Raw genomic sequence first — 23,820 nt, 5'->3', positions numbered from 1 at the left:
ATACATTTATCACTAGCCGATTGTCTATTGGAACATAAGCTATCGCAAGGGGGTGCGTGAATGTCGGTGATATCAACAGATGATTGGCTACATGAGTTCAAAACTAGTCAAAAATTGACGCATAGTAGAGAGTTTGAAGATTTACAATGTACGATTCTTTGTAGCCGATTACTAGACCATTTTAAAGGTGGAACGCCACAACAAATCCAATTTGAATTACAGCAACAAGGGCTGTTTCGAGCACATGAAAATATCGATATGAAAAAACTACAAGACCAAAATGCATGGCAAATTGTACGAGAAGAATTGTTCTATTTAAAGAAGAAATGGGACGGACCTGATATACCTATCTATATTTTTCCTCTCACACAGGAGCAAAGCGTCACAAATAAAAATGGAGTGGCCTATCCAGATGCGCTATTTTTATTTATAGGAGAATTGGAAAAGCAAGAGTTACAGGCGTTATTTGCACATGAGTATAATCATGTTTGTCGACTGCGGTACTTAAACAAATCACTAGAGGAAGTAACGCTATTAGATTCATTAATTATAGAGGGCTTAGCGGAATGTGCCGTGGAGGAATTATACGGTGCCAAATGGTTAGCGCCTTGGTTGAAAGATTATTCTACGGACAAAATGTTAGCTATATGGAAGACATATTTTTTGCCTAACATGAATGTTAAGGGCTTAGATCATCATATTGAGTTTTTATATGGTGGGAAGCTTCCTTCACACATAGGTTACTGTATTGGTTATGAAATGGTCCGAACATATATACAAAAGCATGCATCAAATAAATTACATGAAAAACATTCTGAAGCAATACTTATGGGTTCTATTTTTTCGTTATAACTAAAAACCAGTTGTCGATACACGAGTCGACAACTGGTCACTGCTAATTTATATGGTAATAATCCCTATCGCTATTGCAATGCCTAGTAAAACTATGCTTAACCCCCACATCCAAAAGAAAGAGTATTTTAGGTGTTTTCCCATCTCTAAACCAGATAAGCCTAAAGCTAACCAGACAGCAGGGGCAAGTGGTGAAACAAACGTACCGACAATATTACCAATAATCATCGCATAAGCAGTGGAGAGAGAGTCAATACCAAAAGATAAACCAATCTGTTCAACTACAGGAAGCAAGGCGAAATAATAGGCATCCGTACTTAATAATAAATCAAAGGGTACACCTAATATACCGATAATAATATGCAAATAAGATGATAGTGCTGACGGTAAAATATTGACGGCATTATTGGCAATAGCATTTAACATGCCTGTGCCATTTAGTATGCCTAAAAATAAGCCTGCTGCAATAATAATCGACGCCATCGTTAACGCATTCGGAGCGTGTGTCCGCACGCGTTCCATTTGTTCTTTAGGTGTACGATAATTAATTGGCAGAGCAATGGCTACCCCGATTAAAAAGGCTAATGCTGCCGGTACAATACCCGCGACTAAAACCCCGATTACCATGACAGCAATTACTGCATTCACCCACAATAGTTTTGGTCGCCGTAAAGATAGGTCTACTTCGGATGACACAACACCTTGTGTAATATGTTGGTCGTCATGCGTAAAATCAAGTGTGCCGTATTGCTTCAGAATACGGTGCTTTTCTCTAAAGCCAAGGTATAAGGCTAAAGCTAACATTAATAGAACACCAATGATTTGAATGGGTATTAACGGATACCATAGTTCAGTGATATCCACCTCTAACACGGAAGCCACCCGCCCTAATGGACCTCCCCAAGGAACCATGTTCACCACTGCTGCAGCTCCAGCAATTAATAAAAGTAATAAGTATGGATTCATGCGCAAGCGTAAATATAAAGGCAATAGTGCTGGAATCGTAATTAAAAATGTAGAAGCACCAGAACCGTCTAGTTGAGCCACAACAGCAATTAGTACAGTTACAATAGCAACGACAACAATACGCCCTTTTGTAAGCGCAATCATTTTGTTGATCAATGGCTCAAATAATCCAACGTCCTGCATAATACCAAAGAAGATAATAGCAAAGATAAACATTACCGCTACGTTCATCACAGAGCTTAGTCCGGAACTAAAGAATTCCCCTAATTCCTCGAAACGAAAGCCAGCGATAAAGGTAGCGATTATCGGTGGAATAACCATGGCAACAAGCGGCGAGACACGCCCACTTATTAATAAGGCAATAATAACGATAATGGTGATGAAACCAAGGATACTTAAGCTCAAAAAAACCCCTCCCTTTAATTGATTATTCTGACTACTAAAAGGTAGCATGCTGTAAATAGGGAGGGAATAATATGGTCATAAGTTAGATAAGATACATACTATTTATTTTGTTCATAAGTTCCATAGTATATATATTTTCTTTCAGGTCTACCGATTGTTCCGTATATCGGTTTGATGTACAAAAACTGTTCACCAACTAAGTATTCTAAATAGCGGCGGGCAGTTGAACGACTAGAACCGATTATTTCACTCAGTTGGGAGGCTGTAAGTTCCTTGCTTGTTAATTTTTCGAAGACCTCTTTAACCGCCTGTAATGTGTGTAAATCAATGCCTTTTACAAAGGTATCTTCTGTAGCAGTTGATTCACAATAAAATATGGAATCAAGGTCAACTTGCGTGAAGTTTGACGTGTGTTGAAATAAATGAAATGCATGCAAATATTTTGTAAATGCTTGATGAAGTCGTTGTTGTTCAAAAGGTTTAATTAAGTAATCTAATATGCCTAAATCTATGATCTCTTTTATTAAATCTCTTTCTGTTGCAGCAGAAATAACGATTATTTTGATGGCAGGATAATGATGCCGTATATGGTGTACTAAAGAGCTCCCTTCAACATCTGGAATATACAAATCGGTTAAAATAATCGCTGGCAAGTTGGTGGATTGTTTGAGCTTTTCAATCGTTTCGTGCCCAGTCCGTAAATTTTCAGTAACGATAAAACCACCTATTGAATGAACATAATCTGCATGAATGTTTGCAACTCTAAAGTCATCTTCTATAATCCATACACTTGTGCAGGCTGCAGTCATAAGCGCTTACCTCCTTTAGGAACGATAATTAAAAAACACGCTCCTGATAAATCTCCAGCATCTAATAAAATATCTCCATTTATTTTTTCAAGAGCTTTTTTGCTGATTGTTAAGCCATGTCCTCGATCTAAGCCTTCCTTTGTTGAAAAACCTTTTGCAAAAATTTTATCGTACAACTTGTGGTCAATACCGGGGCCGTTATCTTGAATCTCCAATAAATAATGATTTTTATAATCGTTAATAGATAATTGAATTATTTTATCGGAGGACACCAAGTTTTTTAAAGATTCAATAGCGTTTTGAAGAACATTGCCAAGTGCTGTAAGAATAGCATCTTCCTGAAGTTTAGATAATTTCATAGATGGGGGAATTTCCTTCAGCTCGAGTTTAATGCCCAGTTCCGTTGCTTCTGCCATTTTTCCTTGAATTAATGCTAAGAGTAGAGGGGATGTTCCATTACTTTTTAGAAAAGCCTGCTGTTTAAGATGAATATTTCGTTGTTCTTTAATGTACTCAATTGCCTGATTATAATGTTTAGAAAATAGCAAACCTAGAATAATATGAAGCTTATTCGCAAATTCATGTGTATAGGCGCGTTGCATATTGGCATACTGTTTTACTTGTTTCAGTTCATCAATAATTTTTTGGATGTCTACTTTTTTTCTAAAGGTATATAAAGAACCTATTTTCCTTTTCTTTTCCACTAAAGGCGCTTTATTTAAGATGATAATATGTTCATTTAGTGTTAGCTCTAAGTTATGAATATGTTGTTCTGCAACGATTTTAGGTGTGAAAATCTGCTCGATTTTAGTTCCCATCCACGCTGAAATTGCTTGATTGTGAGTAGAATCTAGCATTGCGTATGCACTTTTATTAATAGTGGTAATTTGATTTAAATGATCAACAGCAATAATCCCTTCTTCCGTCGTTTCTAAAATCACTTTGTTTTGTTGGTATAATTTAGCGATTTGGATTGGTTCCATATTAAATAATAATTTTTTAATATAAAGAGAGATGGCAATTGCCCCAAGTATACCTATGAAGAGAATAATAATTGTGTAGTTCAGCCACTTCATAAGATGGTCTTTGATGATTGTATCAATATGCACGGTTAAAAACCCGACAGAAACAACACCAATAATGTTGTCTTCTATTATAATAGGGGCTTTACCTCGAATAGATTCGCCTAATGAACCAACCGTTTTAGAAATATAGGCTTGTTTATCTAGTAATACGGCATCATTGTCCCCGCCGACCATGTAATGTCCTATTCGATCTTTTTCTGGATGGGAATAACGAACACCTTGTGCATTGCCAACTACGATAAATGCTGCATTTATCTCCTCTCTTAAAGGCTCAACGATAGGCTGGATCATGTCACTTGGATTTTCCTGCTCGAATGCTGTAATAATCTCCTCCATGGAAGCGATTGTTTTGGCAATATTTAATGCTTCCACGCCTATTTGCTTTTCTGTTGTATCTCGTATATGTTCTTGTAATAGATACATAAAGAGCCCGCATATCATTAAAATTAAAATCGACATTAAAAAAATCATTTTAACTGTTAGAGACTGGAATAAACTTCTCATATTTCACCTCTAGATAGTTTTTGTTTGCCATATTGTAAAAAGAGCGTATTTGGGAATAGAATAGCATAAAGTTCCACCAAATAAAGAGTTCGAGTTATTTTATAGTGGCTAAGTTTCCTTGTAACAACTTAGTGTAACAATAAAAGCAAGGAGTGATGGCTATGTCAAATGAAATAAAAAATGTACTGCCACCTGTTGTTGATACTTCAACAAAGGTGCTTATTGTTGGCTCAATGCCAGGAAAGCTATCATTAGAGAAACAGCAATATTATGGCAATCCGCGCAATCACTTTTGGGCTATTATTGGGCAGATAGTAAAGAGAACAATACCGGAAGATTATAAAATGCGAATAGAGTTGTTAAAGGAAAATGGGATTGGTCTTTGGGATACTATCGAATCGTGTGAACGCAAGGGTAGCTTAGATGCCGCCATTCGCAATGAAAAACCAAATGATTTTAAAAAGCTTTTTAAACAGTATCCCAATATAGAACTTGTGCTCTTTAATGGTGGGAAAGCTTTTGAAGTGTTTAAAAAGCATATTGGTGTTGAGGTTTTAGATGAACGAGCCTATCAAAAGATGCCATCGACTAGCCCAATCCCTGGGAAAAATATAAAATCCTTCGACGAAAAGTTAGCGGATTGGCGCGTGATGCAATCGTATTTAACGTAAACATCGTTATATGGTAGGCTAATTGCTCAAGCGACTTTCGCCCCCTTACATATAGTGAAGTATGTAAAAGGGGGGAGTTTGTATTGAATTTATATCCAAATAATAATTATGGGGAAAATTTCAGAGGTCCAAGTTGGAATGTTCCAGGTATTCCACCAATTGGACCACCACCAAATATGGGCCAACCACCAAACTTTGGACCACCGTCTTCTGGGCAAATGCCAATGAGTGCTCCACCAAACTTTGCGCCACCTATGCCCGCGTGGCATGGTGGCTCAAATGGCATTCAATCGTGTTTATTTAGAAACACGTATTTATGGATGAACAACGGAAGAAGTTTTTGGTTTTTCCCTACGGTCATAGGTAGAGAATTTATTGCAGGATTCCGCTGGAGTAATAGATATGGATGGCGTTTCCGTACATTAACGAGAGATCATATTCTTTCGTTTGAATGTTTTAGATAATGGATTTCAATCGTAAGGGATTCGGGTGGAGCATGTAGAAAACTGCCGAAATTTAAGTGGGTATTGTTCCTTAGCAAATTTCTAAAAGACGCGAGATGAAAATACGAAGCGAATGTATTCTGTTTTTAAGTAATTGATGTTACAATAATTGTAACTAAACATGAAGGGACGATGGGTGGCTAATGATTAACTAATCTTATTTTTTGCACATGAAATGTATATTTCAATGAATCAAAAATAGGATTAGTCTGCCCATTTTCCATAATGTACACGATTGTAGGCTCAAACGTCTGCTATTGTTGAACGTATACTAAAAATGCAAATTACCGTACGACTGCGCTTGGTGTGGCATTTTTAGTATTGGAGCATCTCATAATAAGGCTCAAACATTGAGCTTTTTTGTGTTTGATATTTCGCGACTAATCCTTCCAAAATAATTGGAGGGATTTTTTTGTCCCTCTATATAGAGAGGAACGGATAAAATGAAAGAACTTTTAAAAATACAGAGTGTACAGTATGAGGCAGGAGACATACAAATTTTTGAACAGGTGACGGCTACAGTAAAACAAGGCGAAGTCATTGGGATTATAGGAAAAAATGGAGCTGGCAAATCGACATTATTACAGCTTATTCAAGGCATACTAACTCCTACGGCAGGGCAGTTAGTGCCGTTACAGCATGTTAAAATGGCCTATGTGGAACAAGAGCAAGCAACTATAGACAGTTGGGAAGTAAGCGCAGAAGAAGCAGATTTACTTGCTAAATGGCATGTGCCAAACATCGAGTTTGCAGCATTAAGCGGTGGAGAAAAGCTAAAAAGGCGACTAGCAAGAGGTTTTTCACAACATGCGCAATTATTATTGTTGGATGAACCGACAAATCATTTAGATGAAGCAAGTACAGCGATGCTTATCGCTCAAGTAAAAAAATATGATGGTACAATTATTGTTGTTTCTCATGATCGTTATTTTTTAGACGAAGTCGCTACTAAAATATGGTCTTTGGAAGATGGTAAACTGCTCGAACATAATGGGCATTATACAAGTTATATAGCGGCTAGAGAGCAACAAAGGTTAGCGCAACAACGTGCCTATGATAAGCAGCAAAAGAATATTGAACGGATTGAAGCGCAGATGAATGAGCTATCCTCTTGGTCGCAAAAGGCACATGCACAATCGACCAAGCAGGAGAGCTTTAAAGAGTTTTACCGAGTAAAAGCAAAACGAATGGATGCACAAGTAAAATCAAAGAAAAAGCGCTTGGAAAAGGAGTTAGCAAAGAGCAAAGTTGAGCCGCCTAAGCAAGAAGAGGAAGTGCGGTTTTCAGTAGAGACAAACCAGCGAGTAGGCAAACGATTTTTAGAATGTAAGCATGTAACAAAATCGTTTGGTCAGCGTCTTATATTTCAAGATCTAACTATGACAATACAATTTGGTGAAAAAATTGCCATAACAGGGCCAAATGGTAGCGGCAAAACGACTTTATTGAAGGTGCTGACAGGACAAGAAAAAGCAAATGGCGATTTGTGGATATCACCTGCAGCTACTATCGGCTATTTAACGCAGGATGTATTTGATTTGCCACTACATCTTACACCAGAGCAATATTTTTACAAGGAGACGTTCGAGGAAAGAGGGAAAGTCCGCAATGTCATGAAACATTTAGGATTTACTGCAAGTCATTGGACAGCACCTATTGGCAATATGAGTATGGGCGAGCGTGTAAAGTGTAAGCTGATGGCGTATATTTTAGAAGAAAAGAATGTGCTAATTTTAGATGAGCCAACGAATCATCTCGATTTGCCTTCAAGAGAGCAATTAGAGAAAACTTTGGAGCTCTATACAGGTACATTGCTCGTTGTATCGCATGACCGCTATTTTATTGAGAAAACAACAAATATTGTGTGGCAGCTTGAAAATAAAGGAATTGTGAAAAAATGGAGAGAGAGCATACCACAGCAACAAGATGATACAAGTGCACAACGGCTAAAGTTAGAAAATGAAAGGCAAGAAATACTTGGTAAACTCAGCTTTCTAACCGCCAAAGATAAGGAATATGCTGTGCTTGATCGGAAATTTAATGAGTTGACGAAGCAAATTAATGAACTCCGTTAGTTTGACGTTTAAGACAGCAAAAAGTGGGGAACATTAACGTAATTTCAGTAATCAATTGCTCGACTTTTAAAGTGGGGAGACTCTTATTGATGTTATAGATCTTCGGGCACACTCGAAAAATTAGGACGTAATAGATAAAAAGCAAATATTGAGGTGTCTAGATGAAAAAATTATTTTTTATAACCATACTAACGATTAGTATGATTAGCGCATGTACTGAAAGAGATACGAATAGTAAACAAGATTCACAACAAGACCATCAATGGAACGAAAATAAACTTTGTATTTCTGAAACAACATCTAAAGACACAGTCTCTTCTCTCACGCAGGCAGAAGCATTGAAAACGATAAAGGAGCAGCTTGGAACAGAACTAGCCATTGTTTTGCCAACGAATCTTCCACTAACGGAAGGAGCTTTTTTAACCGCAACAACTAAAAGTGAAGAACAACAAGCCGAAGTTCTATTTCTAGAAAGTAAAGAGTATCTTCCGGTTAATGATGTAAAGCTAAAAAATGCGACAGCGGCAACTGCGATTGCCAAGCTTACTGTAAAGCTCTATGACAGTATAGATGAGGCAAGCGAACAGATTGCTTATGAAGAATTTAGTAAAAATGGGGGACAACAAGTTCCGCTTGGGTTCAATATGACTGGTTATCAGGATGCAGGCGCGGGCTCGTTATGGACTGGTTGGAATGAGGGAAGATGGGCATTAGCAACTCATACCCGAACAGATAATCCAGAAGCTGGAGTAGAGCTGGCAAAACAAGCAGTACAATATTTAGAATCCCATACACTTCCAATCCCACATGAACACGGTATGTTACATTTAGATGTTTATAAAACAGGAAACTTAATCGTATGGCAGGATGGAAAGCTTATCTATACGCTGGATTCCATCAAGGACCCAATGAAGGCACTTGCAATTGCAACAGCTTTTAAGCAATAATAAGTAACCCCTGAGCACAAGTATGCTCAGGGGTTTTTAATGACTTTTCAGCTTTTGTAATAGCCATGTCAATTATGCATATTCAGATGGGAAAAGTTATGCGAACTTGGTGTTAAGAGTAGCCATTTCTTTTTACTTATGAAAGATTGCACGGAATAAACGCGTTATACCTTCTTGTATTTCATCTTTCTTTAAATGTCCGAATCCTAATATAATTTGATCGTTATGTCTCCCTTTACTAATGGAATGATCTTCTACGGGATATACTTTCACACCAAATTGCTCGATTTTTTCAAGTAATGCACTTGAGAAATGGATGTTTTGCATTTCTACAACGAGGTGCAATCCAGTGGAATAGCCTAAAATCTTTATTTTATTTGAAAAAGTTGTATGTAAACATTGGATAAGAAAATCTCTATTATTCTTATAATACTTTTTCATTTTTGCAATATGTCGTTCTAAGTAACCCTCTTTAATAAAACGAGCAAGAATAAGCTGATCTATCGAAGGCGTGTGTAAATCTGAAAACCATTTAAGCTGACGGCATTTTTCAACAAGGTCTAGTGGGAGAACCAAATAACCAATTCTTAATGCGGGTGAAAGAATTTTACTAAAAGATCCAATGTAAAGCACACGATGGGGGTCTAATCCTTGCAATGAGCTTACAGGAGGACCTTCATACCTAAATTCACTATCATAATCGTCCTCTACCAAATAACATTTTTTGTGCCTTGCATAGTTTATTAATTGAATTCTGCGTTGGATTGGTAAAGTACCCCCTAATGGAAACTGATGAGAAGGGGTAATAAAGACGAATTTTGGCTGTCTATCTTGCGGTAGTAAGGTTGTTCGCATACCGCATTGATCGACAGGAATGGCATAAATAGAAGCTCCAGAAGATTTAAATATCGTTTGAATATCATTTGTAATAGGGTCTTCCATAATCGCTTCATCATTTGCTGACAAAAATAATCTAGCGATAACAGTCAATGCTTGTGTAGCGCCAGAGGTGATAACAATTTGATCTGGATGACAGTCAACACCCCTTGTTCGCAGTAAGTAGTTAGCTAATACTTCTCTTAATTCATATCGACCTTCGGGTTGATCGTAACCAAAAATGGTAGGGTTCGTATCGTTCCATATAGTATGAGATAATTTTGCCCATGTTTTCCGGGGAAATAAGTCTAACGCAGGTATGCCCGAACGAAAATCAATTTTTGATGCTGCTGTTTTATCTTCTATCTTTTTTTGGAAAGTTTCTTTGCTAGGTTGAGCTAAGCAGGCACCATCGGCAACAAATGTACCAGAGCCTCTATAGGAAACTAAAAATCCTTCTGCCACGAGTTGCTCATAGGCTTCTAATATGACATTTCTGGAAACATTTAATTCAGAACAAAGTTTACGTGTTGAAGCCAATCTCTCGCCGCCTTGTAATGTTCCATTTAAAATTTTTTCACGAATTTGTTGATAGACCTGTTTATTTAATGGTATATCTAACGCTCTATTTATAGGTATCCATAGCATATTTGTTTTACTCCTTTATAAAATTGGTACCGTCAAAAAGTATAATAAGTGGCTCTATTTTTACCAATATTACCATGATAGAGTAATTTTAAATAATAAACAGGAGATGAATAGATGAAAAAACCACAAGAGTTAGTTATTGAAGCATTGAAGTCGGCTGCAAGAAATAATCAAATGAAAGATGCATTCCAACAATCGAAAGAGCTGTATCCATTATTGTTAAAAGCTGCAAGAAGGTATGTGGCAGGGGAAGTTAGAGCAGACGCCATTGCTGTAGCAGAAAATTTATTAGCGAAAGATTATCAAGTTTCATTGGAGTTTATAGGCGAAAATACTGTGAATCTTGAGGAATGTCAAAAGGCTATGAAGGAATTTATGTCGCTAATTGACGGAATGGGTGCGCTGTCTTTGAAGCAAACCGTATCGTTTGATTTATCGCATATAGGACTATCTATAGACAAGGAAATTGCTTATAATCACTTGCTTCAACTTGTTCAGCATGCTAATACGCATGGCATAATTTTAATGGTTAGTATGGAGGAATCTTCAAAAACGGATGCTATTCTCGACATTTATAAAAAGATAGCAGCGCAATACGACAATATCGGAATTACAGTACAAGCTCATTTATACCGCACTGAAATGGATTTACAAGAGCTTGTTCAATATCCTGGAAAGATAAGATTGGTCAAAGGGGCATTCCAAGAGCCAAGTACTATTGCAATGGAGAGGTCAGAAGCATTGAATCATCGTTATCTACAATTTATAGATCAGTTAATCAAGTGGAATCATCCTCTTTCAATAGCAACCCATGATGATGTGCTTATACAAGAGATGGAACAACGTCACTATTTTCAACAATCAAATGTAGAAATCGAGATGCTTTATGGCATTCGTCCAGACTTAATTCAAAGTTTACAACGAAAGGGATATAACTGTAAGGTATATCTGCCATATGGGCAAGAGTGGTATTTATACTTGTGTCATCGTCTTGCTGAAAACCCAGAAAACTTATATTCTGCAGTAACAGATATGTTAAGTACATCGTTACTAGATAGCAGTGAAGGCTATTGATGAAACAAATCATTCCTAAGGATGTTTTGAAAGTTGAAACATAGGGGAGAAGTGCATTGAATGGATGGAATTTTACAATGACGTTATAGAATAATATGTATCGTTAAACGCCCGTGCAACCGCAAGGACGCTCATATGTTCATAGAATATTATGTTTTGCAAGTATGTTTAGACTATGTAGATACTCACACACTATATGAAGAATCCGACTGTAAAGGTTTTTGGCTTGGTCCCCAACGATTTGTTTGTGGCTGACTATCAAGCACTGTAAATACAAATAGTACGATTGCTCCAAAGGGGATGAAAATGATTAAAATCCATGCTCCACTGCGCCCTATATCATGAAGACGGCGAACCGTCACAGACAAACTAGGAATCATAAAGATTATTCCAAACAACGTGCTGAGTATTCCCACCTCTGGTGAAAATTTGAGATTTAGCATCTCTTCAATCATTACTATTACAAATGAAATAATAATTCCGAAAAGGTAGTACATCCAATATTCTTGTCGTCGAGCGCGACCACTAAAATTGAATGTGTTCTTCAAGGCATGTACAAACCACTTCATCAAAATGTCTCCTTACTAGAAATCTAAAATAGTTTATATTTAAGAGAGAAGGATGTATAGAGAATTTAATTGTTTCATCTAACATAGACTTTTCACTTAAGAAAGGGTTGTTGTTCTCAAAGGTTGTTAATCATTATTTTTAATGGTTGAAATTCAATAAATCAACTTCTTTCTTAATCTTAATAATGCTTGTTATGAAATATAATGCATTTTTTCCCTAATATGTATTATATGGTATACTAAATATAATATAAGTCAATTAGAATAATGTTGAAGAACTACTAGAATACCATGTATCTATTACAGTAGATACATGGTTAGAAAACCGTTTCTAGTGCTCATGTTTTTTTTGCCATATAGTAAAATGGTTATTTAGAAGTAGATGGTGATAGTAAAATTGAGCTTAAACTAGTATAAGGCGAAGAGGTACATGAAAACAGAGAACGAAGAATAAAAATGAGTTTTAGTATCAACAGTAAAAAATTGGTGAATGAATAATTCTTGAACAAGTAACTACTTTGTCAGAAAACAACTCAATTATACCCTATACAACTTTGCAGAAGGAGGTATAAAAATGGGCTATCAACAAGCTTTATCACGTTATATTGATGCAACAAATACACATAATTTTAACAATGTCAAAGCATTATTACATCCAAAGGCGGTTTATTGGTTTACGGATCAAACATGCACGTCGCTAGAAGAAATAGAAGCTTATTTCAAGCACGCATGGCATGTTATACAAGATGAGGTTTATCGTGCAACCAATGTACAATGGCTTACTGCTGATGCTAATGCCGCTACATGTATCTATACATACCATTATGAAGGCTACCATAATGGTACATTTGTATCAGGTAGCGGGAGAGCAACGAATGTTTTTACTATTATGAATAATGAATGGAAGCTTATTCACGAACATTTAAGTAGCTAAGGCGACCTTTACAATCATTTGAATTCGTAGCAATGGCAATTGCTAGCAACCTTTTTAATCTAGATTTGCTGCATAAATGCGAGAGCTTTCTCCCCAAGGATGGTAGCCAGTACCGATATAGGAAAAGCCATAGCGCTCATATAGACCGATATGATCCGTACAAAGATAGAGCTGTGGAAAACCATGTTGCTTAGCATCCTTTTTAGCTTGCTCTAATAGTAATGCACCATAGGCATGACCACGATGGCTTTCCTCAATATACACTGCACAAACCCAAGGATATAAATCCATCCGACTTATAAAGTCATTGGTAATTAAACCAGCACAGCCGATGATTTCATCATTGCTCATTAATACATACCACTGTGGGAGCGGTGCTTGTGCATCGATGCAATGGGCAATACAATCCTCATAGAGCATCATACTTTCCTCACTTGCCCACTTGCTCTGAATATATCGGATCGCCATTTCAGCATAGCTTGGCTCCTTGCGTATGGAAATAATCTTCATTTTCGCCACCCCTTTGAAAAGTTAATAGATACGGTTATTATTGTAATTAATGGAAACATCAATAAGCAATAATAAACTTGGGGAGGCTATAAACTTGCAGCAAGAAATATATCAATGGGGACACGCCCAACATCCAACTTTGGTTTTTTTTCACGGTCTTGGTAGTACGGGTCTAGCATTTGGGGAACTAGCAAATTATTTACCAGCATATCATATCGTATCATTTGATTTACCTGGACATGGGTATGCATCAGCCTTGACAGAAGAAGAGGCTTATCTCCCATCAAATGTCACAATATCAATCGACAAGATGCTAACCCAAAAGTTAGGTAATAAAAAATTTTATCTTATGGGACATTCTTTAGGTGCAGATTTAGCTTTACATTACGCAGCTACTTTTCCAAAGCAAATAGCTGGCCTTATTTTATTAGATGGTGGCTATTTAAGTTCACAAGATATGGGGATGACAGTAGAAATGGAATTGCAGAACATTGAAAGTTTCTGTAACGATGTTAGATTCTCCTCTTGGGATGAATTTTTTCAATCGGAAAAAGAGGAGCTTTCACGCTGGTCTGCTGAATTGGAAGCTGCTTCGCGTGCACAAGTAAAAGAATTGGATGGCGAAATAAGACTAGCTCTTTCTACGTTTACAGCACAATCGCTAATTAAAGGGCTTGATGCTGAACCCATTTGTCACATACTTCAGCATGTCAAGTGTGCAACTTTATTGGTAAGTGCTACAAAACCTGCTGAACTGGAACAAGTAAGAAATAAAAGTATAGCGGATTTCCAAGCAAAAGTAAGCAATGTTCAGGTAGAGCCTGTTCCGAATGCAGGGCATGATATTTTCCGCGATGCACCTGAGCAGGTAGCAGAAAAAATTACAGCATGGCTTGCTAAAAACAATGGCTAAAGAATCATCGTAGCTGTACATTTAAAATAGGGGTTTAAAATAAATGAAAAAGTTACAAACAGAACGAGATTTAATAACGTTGATTGAATCTGATACGTGGATGATGAAAATTTTGCGCTGTGTAGAACAACAACAGTTACCCGACAGTTGGGTTTGTGCTGGCTTTATTCGTTCCAAGGTGTGGGATTATTTGCATGATTATCAAGATAGAACGCCTTTAGCTGATATTGATGTTATTTATTTTGATAAGCAACTAATTTCAGAAGAACAAGAGAAGCACTATGAACAGCATTTATTGGAACTCTTACCAAAAGAACCGTGGTCTGTGAAAAATCAGGCGAGAATGCATATCGTAAACGCTAGTGAACCCTATCAATCGTCTATTGATGGCATGGCACATTTTCCAGAAATCCCAACAGCTATTGGTGTAAGGCTTACAAAAGGTGTACTGGAATTGGCTGCACCTTATGGCATACAGCATTTACTGTCGGGTATTGTAGCACCGACCCCGTTCTTTTATAAACATACACAACTGCATGAGATTTATCAAAAGAGGATTAATAATAAACAGTGGCAATCTAACTGGCCAAAACTATTTATAACGACTCGATAGGCTAAAGGGGCGAAAAGAGATTGCATCAAGAAAAAAAGCAAATACTTATGCATTATGAAAAATCTATATTGTGGTTAGAGCACCTGTTAGATGTTACGGAGCAACAGTGGCGCATGCCAATCCAGCAAGGGAAGTGGACAGTAGCGGAGGTTATTGGGCATCTCATTCCGTGGGATCAATTTATATTAAAGGAACGTTTGCCCTTTTTATTTTCAAAAAATCAGCTACCAAAAGGACCAAATGTAGAACAGATGAATGCTCAAGCAGCAAGTAGTAGCCGTTTACAAAGCAAAGCGCAAATAGTGCAGACATTACTGAAGTGTCGGCGTTTACTGTTACAAGCGCTTCACGATTTACCGGATCAACAGTGGCAACAAAGTTTTAAGATTGGTTGCTCTGAACTTACACTTTACAGTTATTTTACTGGATTGGTAGAACATGATCAGCATCATTTTTTACAAGTACAAAGTGTGCTAAACATAGGTGAAAAGCAATGGACATAAATATAAATCAAATCATTGATTATTATGCACAAGCAACTGTTAATTTTGTTGATATTTTTACAAATACAATGGAGCCAGGACGAAAGGATACAGGACGTACTACTGCGCCTGGGAAATGTGGTTTAGTATTCCCGTTGGCAGGAAGTGCGTCTTTTAGTTTTAATGGGACCCCTTATGCGATGGTGCCTGGAATGGTTGTCCATGCAGGACCACAAATGCCCATTGAAATTCAAGCGACTGGCGATAAGATATGGGAATACGCAGTGGTTCATTATATACCATCAAAAGACATGGTGCCTTTCTCATTAGCCAATCAGCATTTCGCCATTCATACTGGAGATTATTCAAATATTATTAAGCTTGTACAACAGTTAAAAGAAAGCTATGCCATGCCAGGTAGTATGGCGATTTTGAAATCCAAGGCAATATTTCTGAACTTAGTGGAAGCTATCTTAATTTCAGCAAAGATGAAGATTCTTGATTCGGCAAATGAAATGATGGAGCAAGTCGTTCAATACATACACGAGTACTATGCGAGACCACTATCGGTATCGAATATTGCGCAAGCATTTGGTGTCGAGCGTCGAAGATTAGCTTATCTATTTGAACAACATACGGGCATGAATCCAAGTAGCTATTTAACAGAATACCGTATACGACGGGCAAAAGACTTGCTAAGATATTGCAATTTTACAGTGGCTGAAATTGCTGAATGTGTAGGCTATGTTGATAGCTTTTATTTTAGCCGGGTATTTAAAAAAACCACGGGCATGTCTCCAACAGCCTTTCGAAAATTAATGATGGAAGAAGCCAAATATGTATAAAGCAGACGGGGAAAATCGCCAATAAAAGCCCGTGAATCGCCAGTACACCCGCGGACAACAGAAGTGTTAGATTGATTGCAGTCAATCTAACACTTTTTCTCTTTTAGTGCAGGCTTTTTGATATATATTTTCGGCAAAAGTCCATATAGAAAATGAAATTGTCCATTCACAACTATTTTTCTCTTTGGTAGGATAGAACACGTAAATGATAATGACTATCAATTAATTGGAGGATAGCTATTGACTTATTAATGAAAATGATTATCATTATCATTGTTAGATGACCATGATGAGGAGAGATTTAATGTGAATAAATATATCAAAATGTGTGCACCTGCACTTTTAGTACTGTCCCTTGCTGCCTGTAATACCGATAAATCAGCAGAGTCTACAGCAGTAAAAAATGAAGCGGCTACAAATTCCATAGAAACACAAACAAAACAAGCAACCACACAAAACATTACATATTTAGGCGAAACATATGAACTACCAGCAAAGGTAAAAAACATTGTAGCGGCAAGTTTAGAATCTATGGAAGATGCTGTAATGCTCGGTATTAAACCAGTGGGTGTACTCGAGATTGGTGGCAAAATTCCATCTTATCTTACAAAAGAATTAGAAGGAGCCCAACTAGTAGGCAATAAAATGGAGCCAAATGCGGAGGCAATTTTAGCGCTGGATCCCGACGTAATTATCGGAACGTCCAAATTCCCTGAAGAAACGGCTGAAAAGCTCAATAAAATTCAAACAATGATTCCTTACTCGCATATTTCAACAAATTGGAAGGAAAACTTAACATTGCTCGCACAGCTTACTGGGAAAGAAGAGGATTCTAAAAAAATCATTGCAGACTATGAAGGGAAGGTTGCCGATGCTCAAGTGAAATCTAAAGAGCAACTGGCAGACAAACAGGTGTTAATTGTTCGTTTGCGTGGTGGCGTTATGTATATCTATCCTGCGGGCGTTTACTTAAATCCTGTGCTTTATGAAGACTTAGGGGCACCAGTTCCAAATATTTTATCAACGACGAAGGCACAAGCGGAACTGTCACTTGAAACGTTAGCGGACATCAACCCAGATGCAATTTTCCTGCAATTTGAGGAATCTGAAAATACAGACGCTCCAAAAGCATTAGAAGAGTTGCAAAAAAACCCAATCTTTGCAAGCTTAAAGGCAACTAAAAATGAACAAATTTTTGTTAATGCGATCGAGCCTCTAGCTCAAGGTGGTACTGCTTGGTCTAAAGTGAAATTCCTAGATGCTGCAATGGAGAAATTACTTAAATAGATGAAATAGGCTGGTAGTAGAATTGGTGGAATCACCGTGCTATTACCAGCCTTTTATAAGATAAAGAATAAATAGAAAAAGGTGTAGCAGTTGAAAAAAACAAACATAGTATCGTTCTCTATATTGGTAGCTTCACCTTTCCTCATTGCGATTGTGGCTTTAATTGCTGTTATGTACGGGACTAAAGATATTAATGTCTTAACTGTGTGGCAAGCCATCACAGTATTTGATCCTGCAAATATTGACCACCAAATTATAAGGACTAGCCGTATTCCTAGAATTTGTGCCGTATTGCTAGTAGGTGCATTTTTAGCAGTAGCGGGTGCAGTTATGCAAGGTATCACTCGAAACTATTTAGCATCGCCATCCTTAATGGGTGTTAATGATGGTTCAGCCTTTGTCATTACATTAGCTATTGTATTCTTTCCTGGACTCCCAAACTATCAAATGATATTGCTATCTATGCTCGGCTCAGCATTAGGTGCTGGCATCGTTTTCGGCTTCGGTTCCCTTATTCGAAATGGGCTGTCGCCCGTTCGATTAGCTATTATAGGGACGGTTATTGGGACATTTTTAAGTAGTATCGCGACAGCCGTTGCGATGTATTTCCAAGTATCACAAACGGTTAGCGCTTGGTATAACACAAAAGTACATACAGTCGACAATAGTATGCTCATACTATCCATTCCTTTTGGCTTAATTGGTCTAATGTTGGCGTTATTTTCCGCAAGGGCCATTACAATTACCGCATTAGGTGATGATATTGCTATAGGTCTCGGACAAAAAACAAAAGCAGTAAAAATGGTCAGTATGCTTGCCGTCGTATGTTTAACAGGAACTGCGGTTGCCCTTGTAGGAAAAATCGCTTTCGTAGGGCTAGTTATCCCACATATTACACGCTTTCTTGTTGGCGTGGATTACCGTTTTATTATTCCGTGTGCAGCGGTAATAGGGGCATTTTTCTTAGCACTTTGCGATGTGCTTAGTCGTTATGTCAATTACCCATTTGAAACGCCCATTGGTGTATTAACTGCACTGGTCGGTGTCCCATTCTTCTTATATTTAGTTCGTAAGCACGGAGGTGAAAAGCATGCATAATAGAGCTTCCCGTGTAGTAATTACGGTCGTCACTATACTTCTTTTAGTAATGTTAGGGGCAAGCTATCTCCATATAACAAATGGTGTTTTTGATATGTCTGTAATGGATGTTCTAAAAACACTCTTGCGAATTGAACCCAACCCGAAATTTGATCTTGTTATTTTTGAATTTCGTCTTCCACGAATAGTCATTGCGGCACTTGTTGGGGTAGGGCTAGGAATGGCGGGAGTCGTGTTACAGGGTATTACACGTAATGGCTTAGCAGACCCTGGAATTTTAGGCATTAATGCTGGCGCAGGTGCAGCAGTTGTTATTTTTATGTTTTTCTTTCAGTTCCGTGTGGTCACAGCAGATATCAGTAGTTGGTTATCCATTTTAATGATGCCGATTTTCGGTTTTGTTGGTGGTACGATGGCCGCGGCTTTAATTTTCTCCTTTGCGATGAAAAATGGTCATTTAGATATGCAGCGATTGATTTTAACAGGGATTGCTATGAATAGTGGTTTTGGCGCGTTATCGCTGTTTCTTTCTTTGAAAATGAATGCACAAGATTATGAGTCGGCTGCCGTTTGGATGGCCGGTTCTATCTACAATGCCAATTGGATTTTTGTCATCTCTATGTTGCCTTGGCTCCTATTGCTAGGTTTTTATGTCTATCGGAAATCGTATTTACTCGATTATTTTCAATTGGAAGAAGACAGTATTACGAGCTTAGGCATAGCGTTGGAAAAGGAAAAAATGAAGTTATTATTGGCGAGTGTCGGCTTAGTGAGTGCCTGTGTATCCGTTTCGGGGAGTATTGGCTTTATTGGGCTAATGGCGCCACATATTGCCAAACAGCTTGTCGGTATTCAACATCGTTATGTTATGCCGGTAAGTGCTCTTATAGGGGCTTGTTTATTAGTGATAGCAGACTTTATTGGTAAAACGGTGTTTGCACCTTCAGAGTTGGCTGTAGGTATTGTTGTATCCATTATTGGCATACCTTACTTTTTGTATTTGTTAGTAAAGTCAAAAGCTTAGGGGGAAATCGTGTGCAAATTGCATTCAGAATGGAAAATTTATCTTCTGGTTATGAGCATGTTCGTGTATTCGAAGGGTTGAATTTAACGATAGAAGAGGGCAAAGTGACAACGATTATAGGACCAAATGGTTGTGGCAAATCAACTTTATTGAAAACAATTGGACGCATTTTAAAAAAGCAACAGGGAACCGTTTATTTGCAGGAGCAAAATATGCAAAATTTATCGACCAAAGAAATTGCGAAAAAGTTAGCGATATTATCCCAGACACCGATTGCACCAGGACAGTTAAAGGTAGAGGAGCTAATTGCATACGGTCGTTATCCACATCGTCATAATGTCAATCGTTTAACGAAGAAGGATGAAAAAATGATTGAGTGGGCCTTAACAGTTACAAATACATTGGAGTATCGCAGTCGGGAATTAGCACAACTTTCAGGAGGGCAGCGACAGCGTGTTTGGTTAGCAATGGCATTGGCGCAAGAAACGAGTATTTTGTTGCTAGACGAACCCACGACTTATTTGGATATGGCACATCAGCTAGAAGTGCTTGATATCGTAAAAGATTTAAATGAACAACATGGCTGTACGATTGTGATGGTTTTACATGATATTAACCATGCAGCGCGCTATTCAGACCATTTAATCGCCATGCGTCAAGGTGCTGTAGTGGAAACGGGTACTCCACAGGAAATTTTATGCGCGGATGTGATGCGCAAAGTGTTTAATATTTCCGCGAGAATTATGGAAGATCCTGCAACAAACACCCCTGTATGCTATGGCTATGATGTGTTAAAGGAGGGAGACAAATGATTGTTGGACAAGTAGGCAATGTATCTGACTTTTTTTGCTATGAAATGACTTCGATGTTTGCAGACTATACGTACTCGATAAATGTTTATGTACCTCAAGGGGAAGCTCCGAAAGAAGGATTTCCTGTTATATATGTATTAGATGGCTCGTCATATTTCCAGTACGTAAAGGAAGCCGTACGCCTACAAAGTCGTAATGCGCTCAAAACAGGGGTATTACCTGCCATTGTTGTCGGTATTGGCCATCGTGCTGATATGCATGAACGCCGTTTCTACGACTTTACAGCACCCGCCGAAACGTATAGTTATCCTGCGAGATTTAAAGGCAAAGGCTATCATCAGCATGGAGGGGCAGAAAACTTTAGCCGCTTTTTACAGGAGGAATTAAAGCCGCAACTGTATGCACAATTCCATGTAAATAAACAGCAACAAACCTTATTTGGACATTCGTTAGCAGGTTATTTTGCACTATGGCAATTATTAAATGATAAAGATCGTTTCCAACATTATATCGCTATTAGCCCTTCAATCTGGTGGAATGAACATGAATTGTTTGGTAGAGTAAAGGCTTTTATCGAAGCACACCAACATGTGAAGGAAACAATATTTATCGGTGTGGGAGAACTAGAAACGTTTATGGTAGAAGACGCGCGACAAATGGCTGAACAGCTGGAGCAAGTAATGGACATAGTTTTTTATGAGGCATTGAGCGAAAATCATGCGTCTGTGGTCCCTACTGTCATGAGTAGAGCAATACGTTATGTGTATAAAAATTAATTTTACAACCGCATTATCTTAGATAATGCGGTTTACTTTTGGATAAAAATGCAATAATATGTATTTAAAATCAAAAAGGTGTGATTTAAGTGGGTGTTATTTTAGCAGATAGTCAACATGCACACATAGTGCATAAGGTCATGATGCAAGCTTTTAAAGAATATGAACATGCAACACCGCCATCTAGTGCATTAAGTGAAACAGTTGATTCAATTGAACAGGCGCTAAATAATGGCGAGCAAGCATTTATTAGTTATATGGAAAATGAACCTGTCGCTATGGTTCGATTTACGTTGAATGATGAGGGTATTTATTTCTTCCGATTATCGGTGATTCCAGAAAAGCAAGGGCTAGGATTGGCCAAGACATTGATAGCTGAAGTAGAAAATTTTGCTCGTGCTCAAGGCAAAATTATAAGTGAATGTAAGGTGCGTATGAGTGTACCACGTAATATTGAATTATATCGTTCATTGGGATATGTTATTACGAAAGAAACGATGGCAGAAAATCTTAATGGTATTACGCTTCCTGTTGTAACAATGGAGAAGACACTATAGGGGGGCATGTATTTGAAAAAAAGAATAGGCTGTTTGCATGCACATCATTCAAATATAGACTACATAGAGCAAGCATTTAATGGTTTTCAAGAGATTGAGCTAGTGCATTTTGTTGATCCGGGACTAATCCAGCATGTGGAGAAGGGTACAGATCATTTGTCCTTAAAGGTAAAAGAACAATTGGAGTGGATAGCAAGCTGTAATGTCGATGTCATTTTGATTACATGTACAAATTACATTGCATTGTTAATGGAACAACAGCTGTCAATGTCTATACCGATTATAAAAATAGATGAACCTTTCTTTCAAACGATTTGTGAAGAGACGCAACCCCAAACAATTCTTTTTACAAACCCTGCAACGGTAGATGGAACGATGGAGAGACTTTACCAATATGCGAAGCTCCATAAGAAGACCATCAATGTACAGGTGAAGGTAATAGACAATACATTTGATCTGATTATGCAAGGGAATAAGGCTGCGTATAACAATGCAATTATCCAATATTTCCGGGGAATTATGAGTGATGAGTTGCAAATTGCTGTTGCCCAGCTTTCGATGGTGGAGGCTGCGCAACAATTTAAAGAGGAGTTCGGTGTAGCGATTACACACCCATTGCTATCGTTAGTGGAATTTGGGGGAATCGTTGATAAAAAAAGTGTAATCGCCGATAAAAATTAAAATGAAAATGAGATGAAACTTTTACATTGGTAGTATAATGAATTTAGAAATAGAAACGGGGGCGAGCTAAATGAACGATTTACGATATCCAATTGGACAATTTCGATTTCCGGAAGTAGTGACCGCACAGCATGTACAGAAATGGATTGATGATATCCGTTTATTGCCGAGGCAATTAGCGGAAGCATTAAGTGGAGCAAGTGAACAATCATTAGCAAAATCCTATCGAGAGAACGGTTGGACAGTCACACAATTAGTCCATCATCTAGCGGATAGTCATATGAATAGTTTTATTCGCTTTAAGTTAGCTTTAACTGAAGATACACCGACAATTAAGCCCTATAATGAAGAACATTGGGCAATGCTCCCTGATTCAGATATGCCAGTTGCGACTTCCTACAAGTTGCTAGAAAGTTTACACGAACGGTGGGTCTATTTGCTGACAAGTTTAACCGATGAACAATTACAAAGTGCATTTCACCATCCAGATAACGGGTTCATGACGCTTGAAAAAGCACTCGCTATGTACGCTTGGCATGGGAAGCATCATCTTGCTCATATACACAATGCACTTGCAAAATAGATAAAAATAGGCGACTTTTTCTCATGTTTGAGAGAAAGTCGCCTCTTAATTTATTTGTTAATGCATGCTACTAAACATGTGTCAAATTATACAATTGTAATACCTGCACTTGCAGTACCAGTAAGTACTTGAGCAACAGCTACACCAGTCGTAGTAATGGAGTACACCATTACTAGTTTGTCACCAGCAGAAACTGCTACCGGTGCAAAACTGCCTGAACCAAACGCTGTAGCACCTAGTGCTATTGCTCCTGTAAATGCTGGAGCTAAGTTAACTGTAGCATCTGTAGCAGTATAAGTCGTACTTCCAGCAGGTGCACGATAGATTGTCGCAGTAACTGTAGTAGAGCCCACTAGAGCAATGGCAACTGTAGCAGAGAATGATGCAGATAAACCTGTAATACTACCTGCACGTGGTACTGTAAATGCCTCTGTTACAACGCCTGATAAGTCAAGTGTATTACCTACAAGCGTTACACCAGGAACTGCAGTACCGAATCCGATAAGGGATGGTGTAGCGATTAGCCCAGTAACTAAAGAAGTTAACACAACAGGTGTAACCCCAGAAGAGAATGGAATAATGGAACCGCCTGTAGCTGGTTGTGATGGTGTGATACATGCAGCATCAACCGCTAAAAATGGACCTAATGCATGACATTCCATACCTCTAGATGAGCAACCACATCCGCTATTAGACATAGGATCATTTAAGAACATATTTA

Annotated in this window: 26 protein-coding genes; 19 read left to right on the top strand and 7 right to left on the bottom strand. The window is 38.0% G+C overall.

The annotated features are described in order from the left end of the window. Positions 1-60: 60 nt before the first annotated feature. Entirely contained in the window at positions 61-852 is a 792-nt protein-coding gene (locus tag MHH88_RS20885) for a DUF2268 domain-containing putative Zn-dependent protease (RefSeq protein ID WP_339260462.1), read from the top strand. Positions 853-900: 48 nt separating this feature from the next. Here the strand turns inward: MHH88_RS20885 and MHH88_RS20880 are convergent, their stop codons facing one another. The 3 genes from MHH88_RS20880 to MHH88_RS20870 form a co-directional block, all read right to left on the bottom strand. Continuing rightward, positions 901-2,223, bottom strand: a complete 1,323-nt coding sequence (locus tag MHH88_RS20880) for a citrate:proton symporter (protein ID WP_339260460.1) — start codon at positions 2,221-2,223, stop codon at positions 901-903. Positions 2,224-2,321: 98 nt separating this feature from the next. Beyond that, on the bottom strand, positions 2,322-3,032 hold the full coding sequence (locus tag MHH88_RS20875) for a response regulator (protein WP_339260458.1): 711 nt from the start codon (positions 3,030-3,032) through the stop codon (positions 2,322-2,324). Beyond that, complete coding sequence (locus MHH88_RS20870) at positions 3,029-4,588, bottom strand: sensor histidine kinase (protein WP_339260456.1); 1,560 nt, start codon at positions 4,586-4,588, stop codon at positions 3,029-3,031. The genes MHH88_RS20875 and MHH88_RS20870 overlap by 4 nt, the downstream gene beginning before the upstream one ends. Before the next feature lie 194 nt (positions 4,589-4,782). On the opposite strand from MHH88_RS20870, the gene MHH88_RS20865 reads away from it, so the two are divergent. From MHH88_RS20865 to MHH88_RS20850, 4 genes are all read left to right on the top strand, one after another. After that, positions 4,783-5,292 carry a DNA-deoxyinosine glycosylase gene (locus MHH88_RS20865; RefSeq protein WP_339260454.1) on the top strand — a complete coding sequence of 170 codons (510 nt, stop codon included), beginning with the start codon at positions 4,783-4,785 and terminating at the stop codon, positions 5,290-5,292. 83 nt (positions 5,293-5,375) lie between these two features. Further along, positions 5,376-5,756, top strand: a complete 381-nt coding sequence (locus MHH88_RS20860; protein ID WP_339260452.1) for a hypothetical protein — start codon at positions 5,376-5,378, stop codon at positions 5,754-5,756. Positions 5,757-6,238: 482 nt separating this feature from the next. Further along, positions 6,239-7,870: an ABC-F type ribosomal protection protein gene (gene abc-f, locus MHH88_RS20855; protein WP_339260450.1), complete on the top strand. Its 1,632-nt coding sequence runs from the start codon at positions 6,239-6,241 to the stop codon at positions 7,868-7,870. 161 nt (positions 7,871-8,031) lie between these two features. After that, complete coding sequence (locus tag MHH88_RS20850) at positions 8,032-8,817, top strand: hypothetical protein (RefSeq protein ID WP_069508132.1); 786 nt, start codon at positions 8,032-8,034, stop codon at positions 8,815-8,817. A gap of 132 nt (positions 8,818-8,949) precedes the next feature. On the opposite strand, the gene MHH88_RS20845 is transcribed toward MHH88_RS20850, so the two are convergent. Continuing rightward, the gene (locus tag MHH88_RS20845) at positions 8,950-10,341 is read right to left on the bottom strand and encodes a PLP-dependent aminotransferase family protein (RefSeq protein ID WP_339260447.1); all 1,392 of its coding nucleotides are present in this window, start codon (positions 10,339-10,341) and stop codon (positions 8,950-8,952) included. A gap of 114 nt (positions 10,342-10,455) precedes the next feature. On the opposite strand from MHH88_RS20845, the gene MHH88_RS20840 reads away from it, so the two are divergent. Beyond that, positions 10,456-11,415, top strand: a complete 960-nt coding sequence (locus MHH88_RS20840; protein ID WP_339260445.1) for a proline dehydrogenase family protein — start codon at positions 10,456-10,458, stop codon at positions 11,413-11,415. A 185-nt stretch (positions 11,416-11,600) separates the two neighbouring features. Here MHH88_RS20840 and MHH88_RS20835 read toward each other — a convergent pair whose 3' ends face one another. Then, entirely contained in the window at positions 11,601-11,984 is a 384-nt protein-coding gene (locus MHH88_RS20835) for a DUF805 domain-containing protein (protein WP_024360822.1), read from the bottom strand. Positions 11,985-12,558: 574 nt separating this feature from the next. Between MHH88_RS20835 and MHH88_RS20830 the strand changes: the two genes are divergently transcribed. After that, positions 12,559-12,918, top strand: coding sequence for a nuclear transport factor 2 family protein (locus tag MHH88_RS20830; RefSeq protein WP_339260442.1), 360 nt, complete (start codon positions 12,559-12,561; stop codon positions 12,916-12,918). A 54-nt stretch (positions 12,919-12,972) separates the two neighbouring features. Here the strand turns inward: MHH88_RS20830 and MHH88_RS20825 are convergent, their stop codons facing one another. After that, a complete protein-coding gene (locus MHH88_RS20825; RefSeq protein ID WP_339260440.1) occupies positions 12,973-13,428 on the bottom strand; it encodes a GNAT family N-acetyltransferase in 456 nt (151 codons plus the stop codon). A gap of 94 nt (positions 13,429-13,522) precedes the next feature. Here MHH88_RS20825 and MHH88_RS20820 point away from each other — a divergent pair, with 94 nt between their 5' ends. The 12 genes from MHH88_RS20820 to MHH88_RS20765 all read left to right on the top strand — a co-directional run bounded on the left by MHH88_RS20820 (position 13,523) and on the right by MHH88_RS20765 (position 23,099). Next, a complete protein-coding gene (locus tag MHH88_RS20820) occupies positions 13,523-14,341 on the top strand; it encodes an alpha/beta fold hydrolase (protein ID WP_339260438.1) in 819 nt (272 codons plus the stop codon). 43 nt (positions 14,342-14,384) lie between these two features. Then, positions 14,385-14,954, top strand: a complete 570-nt coding sequence (locus MHH88_RS20815) for a nucleotidyltransferase family protein (RefSeq protein WP_337982948.1) — start codon at positions 14,385-14,387, stop codon at positions 14,952-14,954. Positions 14,955-14,974: 20 nt separating this feature from the next. After that, on the top strand, positions 14,975-15,457 hold the full coding sequence (locus tag MHH88_RS20810) for a DinB family protein (protein WP_339260434.1): 483 nt from the start codon (positions 14,975-14,977) through the stop codon (positions 15,455-15,457). Beyond that, positions 15,448-16,281, top strand: coding sequence for an AraC family transcriptional regulator (locus tag MHH88_RS20805; protein WP_339260432.1), 834 nt, complete (start codon positions 15,448-15,450; stop codon positions 16,279-16,281). The genes MHH88_RS20810 and MHH88_RS20805 overlap by 10 nt, the downstream gene beginning before the upstream one ends. A gap of 306 nt (positions 16,282-16,587) precedes the next feature. Next, positions 16,588-17,568, top strand: a complete 981-nt coding sequence (locus tag MHH88_RS20800) for an ABC transporter substrate-binding protein (protein ID WP_339260431.1) — start codon at positions 16,588-16,590, stop codon at positions 17,566-17,568. Positions 17,569-17,658: 90 nt separating this feature from the next. Next, the gene (locus MHH88_RS20795; RefSeq protein WP_339260429.1) at positions 17,659-18,666 is read left to right on the top strand and encodes an iron ABC transporter permease; all 1,008 of its coding nucleotides are present in this window, start codon (positions 17,659-17,661) and stop codon (positions 18,664-18,666) included. Next, entirely contained in the window at positions 18,659-19,690 is a 1,032-nt protein-coding gene (locus MHH88_RS20790; RefSeq protein WP_339260427.1) for an iron ABC transporter permease, read from the top strand. Before MHH88_RS20795 ends, MHH88_RS20790 begins: the two co-directional genes overlap by 8 nt. A gap of 29 nt (positions 19,691-19,719) precedes the next feature. Next, entirely contained in the window at positions 19,720-20,502 is a 783-nt protein-coding gene (locus tag MHH88_RS20785) for an ABC transporter ATP-binding protein (protein ID WP_069508287.1), read from the top strand. After that, positions 20,499-21,278: an alpha/beta hydrolase-fold protein gene (locus MHH88_RS20780; protein ID WP_339260425.1), complete on the top strand. Its 780-nt coding sequence runs from the start codon at positions 20,499-20,501 to the stop codon at positions 21,276-21,278. Before MHH88_RS20785 ends, MHH88_RS20780 begins: the two co-directional genes overlap by 4 nt. Before the next feature lie 89 nt (positions 21,279-21,367). Further along, positions 21,368-21,835: a GNAT family N-acetyltransferase gene (locus MHH88_RS20775; RefSeq protein ID WP_339260423.1), complete on the top strand. Its 468-nt coding sequence runs from the start codon at positions 21,368-21,370 to the stop codon at positions 21,833-21,835. 6 nt (positions 21,836-21,841) lie between these two features. Continuing rightward, positions 21,842-22,516, top strand: a complete 675-nt coding sequence (locus MHH88_RS20770; RefSeq protein ID WP_339260421.1) for a hypothetical protein — start codon at positions 21,842-21,844, stop codon at positions 22,514-22,516. A 70-nt stretch (positions 22,517-22,586) separates the two neighbouring features. Continuing rightward, positions 22,587-23,099, top strand: a complete 513-nt coding sequence (locus MHH88_RS20765) for a YfiT family bacillithiol transferase (RefSeq protein WP_069508109.1) — start codon at positions 22,587-22,589, stop codon at positions 23,097-23,099. Positions 23,100-23,185: 86 nt separating this feature from the next. Here MHH88_RS20765 and MHH88_RS20760 read toward each other — a convergent pair whose 3' ends face one another. Further along, positions 23,186-23,815 (bottom strand): exosporium glycoprotein BclB-related protein, encoded by a 630-nt coding sequence (locus MHH88_RS20760; protein ID WP_339260419.1) that lies wholly within the window; start codon positions 23,813-23,815, stop codon positions 23,186-23,188. Positions 23,816-23,820: the final 5 nt, after the last annotated feature.

Source organism: Lysinibacillus sp. FSL K6-3209 (genome assembly GCF_037976175.1).
Taxonomy (GTDB): Bacteria; Bacillota; Bacilli; order Bacillales_A; family Planococcaceae; genus Lysinibacillus; species Lysinibacillus sphaericus_D.
The sequence above is the reverse complement of the archived record's forward strand: the minus strand, read 5'-3'. Positions and strand labels throughout refer to the sequence as shown.

Bases quoted from the DNA above. Each gene is read 5' to 3' on its own strand.
- MHH88_RS20770 (WP_339260421.1), top strand. From the start codon at position 21,842: ATGTATTTGAAAAAAAGAATAGGCTGTTTGCATGCACATCATTCAAAT.
- MHH88_RS20870 (WP_339260456.1), bottom strand. From the start codon at position 4,588: ATGATTTTTTTAATGTCGATTTTAATTTTAATGATATGCGGGCTCTTT.
- MHH88_RS20780 (WP_339260425.1), top strand. From the start codon at position 20,499: ATGATTGTTGGACAAGTAGGCAATGTATCTGACTTTTTTTGCTATGAA.
- MHH88_RS20885 (WP_339260462.1), top strand. From the start codon at position 61: ATGTCGGTGATATCAACAGATGATTGGCTACATGAGTTCAAAACTAGT.
- abc-f (WP_339260450.1), top strand. From the start codon at position 6,239: ATGAAAGAACTTTTAAAAATACAGAGTGTACAGTATGAGGCAGGAGAC.
- MHH88_RS20785 (WP_069508287.1), top strand. From the start codon at position 19,720: ATGGAAAATTTATCTTCTGGTTATGAGCATGTTCGTGTATTCGAAGGG.
- MHH88_RS20865 (WP_339260454.1), top strand. From the start codon at position 4,783: ATGTCAAATGAAATAAAAAATGTACTGCCACCTGTTGTTGATACTTCA.
- MHH88_RS20875 (WP_339260458.1), bottom strand. From the start codon at position 3,032: ATGACTGCAGCCTGCACAAGTGTATGGATTATAGAAGATGACTTTAGA.
- MHH88_RS20790 (WP_339260427.1), top strand. From the start codon at position 18,659: ATGCATAATAGAGCTTCCCGTGTAGTAATTACGGTCGTCACTATACTT.
- MHH88_RS20830 (WP_339260442.1), top strand. From the start codon at position 12,559: ATGGGCTATCAACAAGCTTTATCACGTTATATTGATGCAACAAATACA.
- MHH88_RS20850 (WP_069508132.1), top strand. From the start codon at position 8,032: ATGAAAAAATTATTTTTTATAACCATACTAACGATTAGTATGATTAGC.
- MHH88_RS20835 (WP_024360822.1), bottom strand. From the start codon at position 11,984: ATGAAGTGGTTTGTACATGCCTTGAAGAACACATTCAATTTTAGTGGT.
- MHH88_RS20825 (WP_339260440.1), bottom strand. From the start codon at position 13,428: ATGAAGATTATTTCCATACGCAAGGAGCCAAGCTATGCTGAAATGGCG.
- MHH88_RS20840 (WP_339260445.1), top strand. From the start codon at position 10,456: ATGAAAAAACCACAAGAGTTAGTTATTGAAGCATTGAAGTCGGCTGCA.
- MHH88_RS20845 (WP_339260447.1), bottom strand. From the start codon at position 10,341: ATGCTATGGATACCTATAAATAGAGCGTTAGATATACCATTAAATAAA.
- MHH88_RS20760 (WP_339260419.1), bottom strand. From the start codon at position 23,815: ATGTTCTTAAATGATCCTATGTCTAATAGCGGATGTGGTTGCTCATCT.
- MHH88_RS20805 (WP_339260432.1), top strand. From the start codon at position 15,448: ATGGACATAAATATAAATCAAATCATTGATTATTATGCACAAGCAACT.
- MHH88_RS20765 (WP_069508109.1), top strand. From the start codon at position 22,587: ATGAACGATTTACGATATCCAATTGGACAATTTCGATTTCCGGAAGTA.
- MHH88_RS20815 (WP_337982948.1), top strand. From the start codon at position 14,385: ATGAAAAAGTTACAAACAGAACGAGATTTAATAACGTTGATTGAATCT.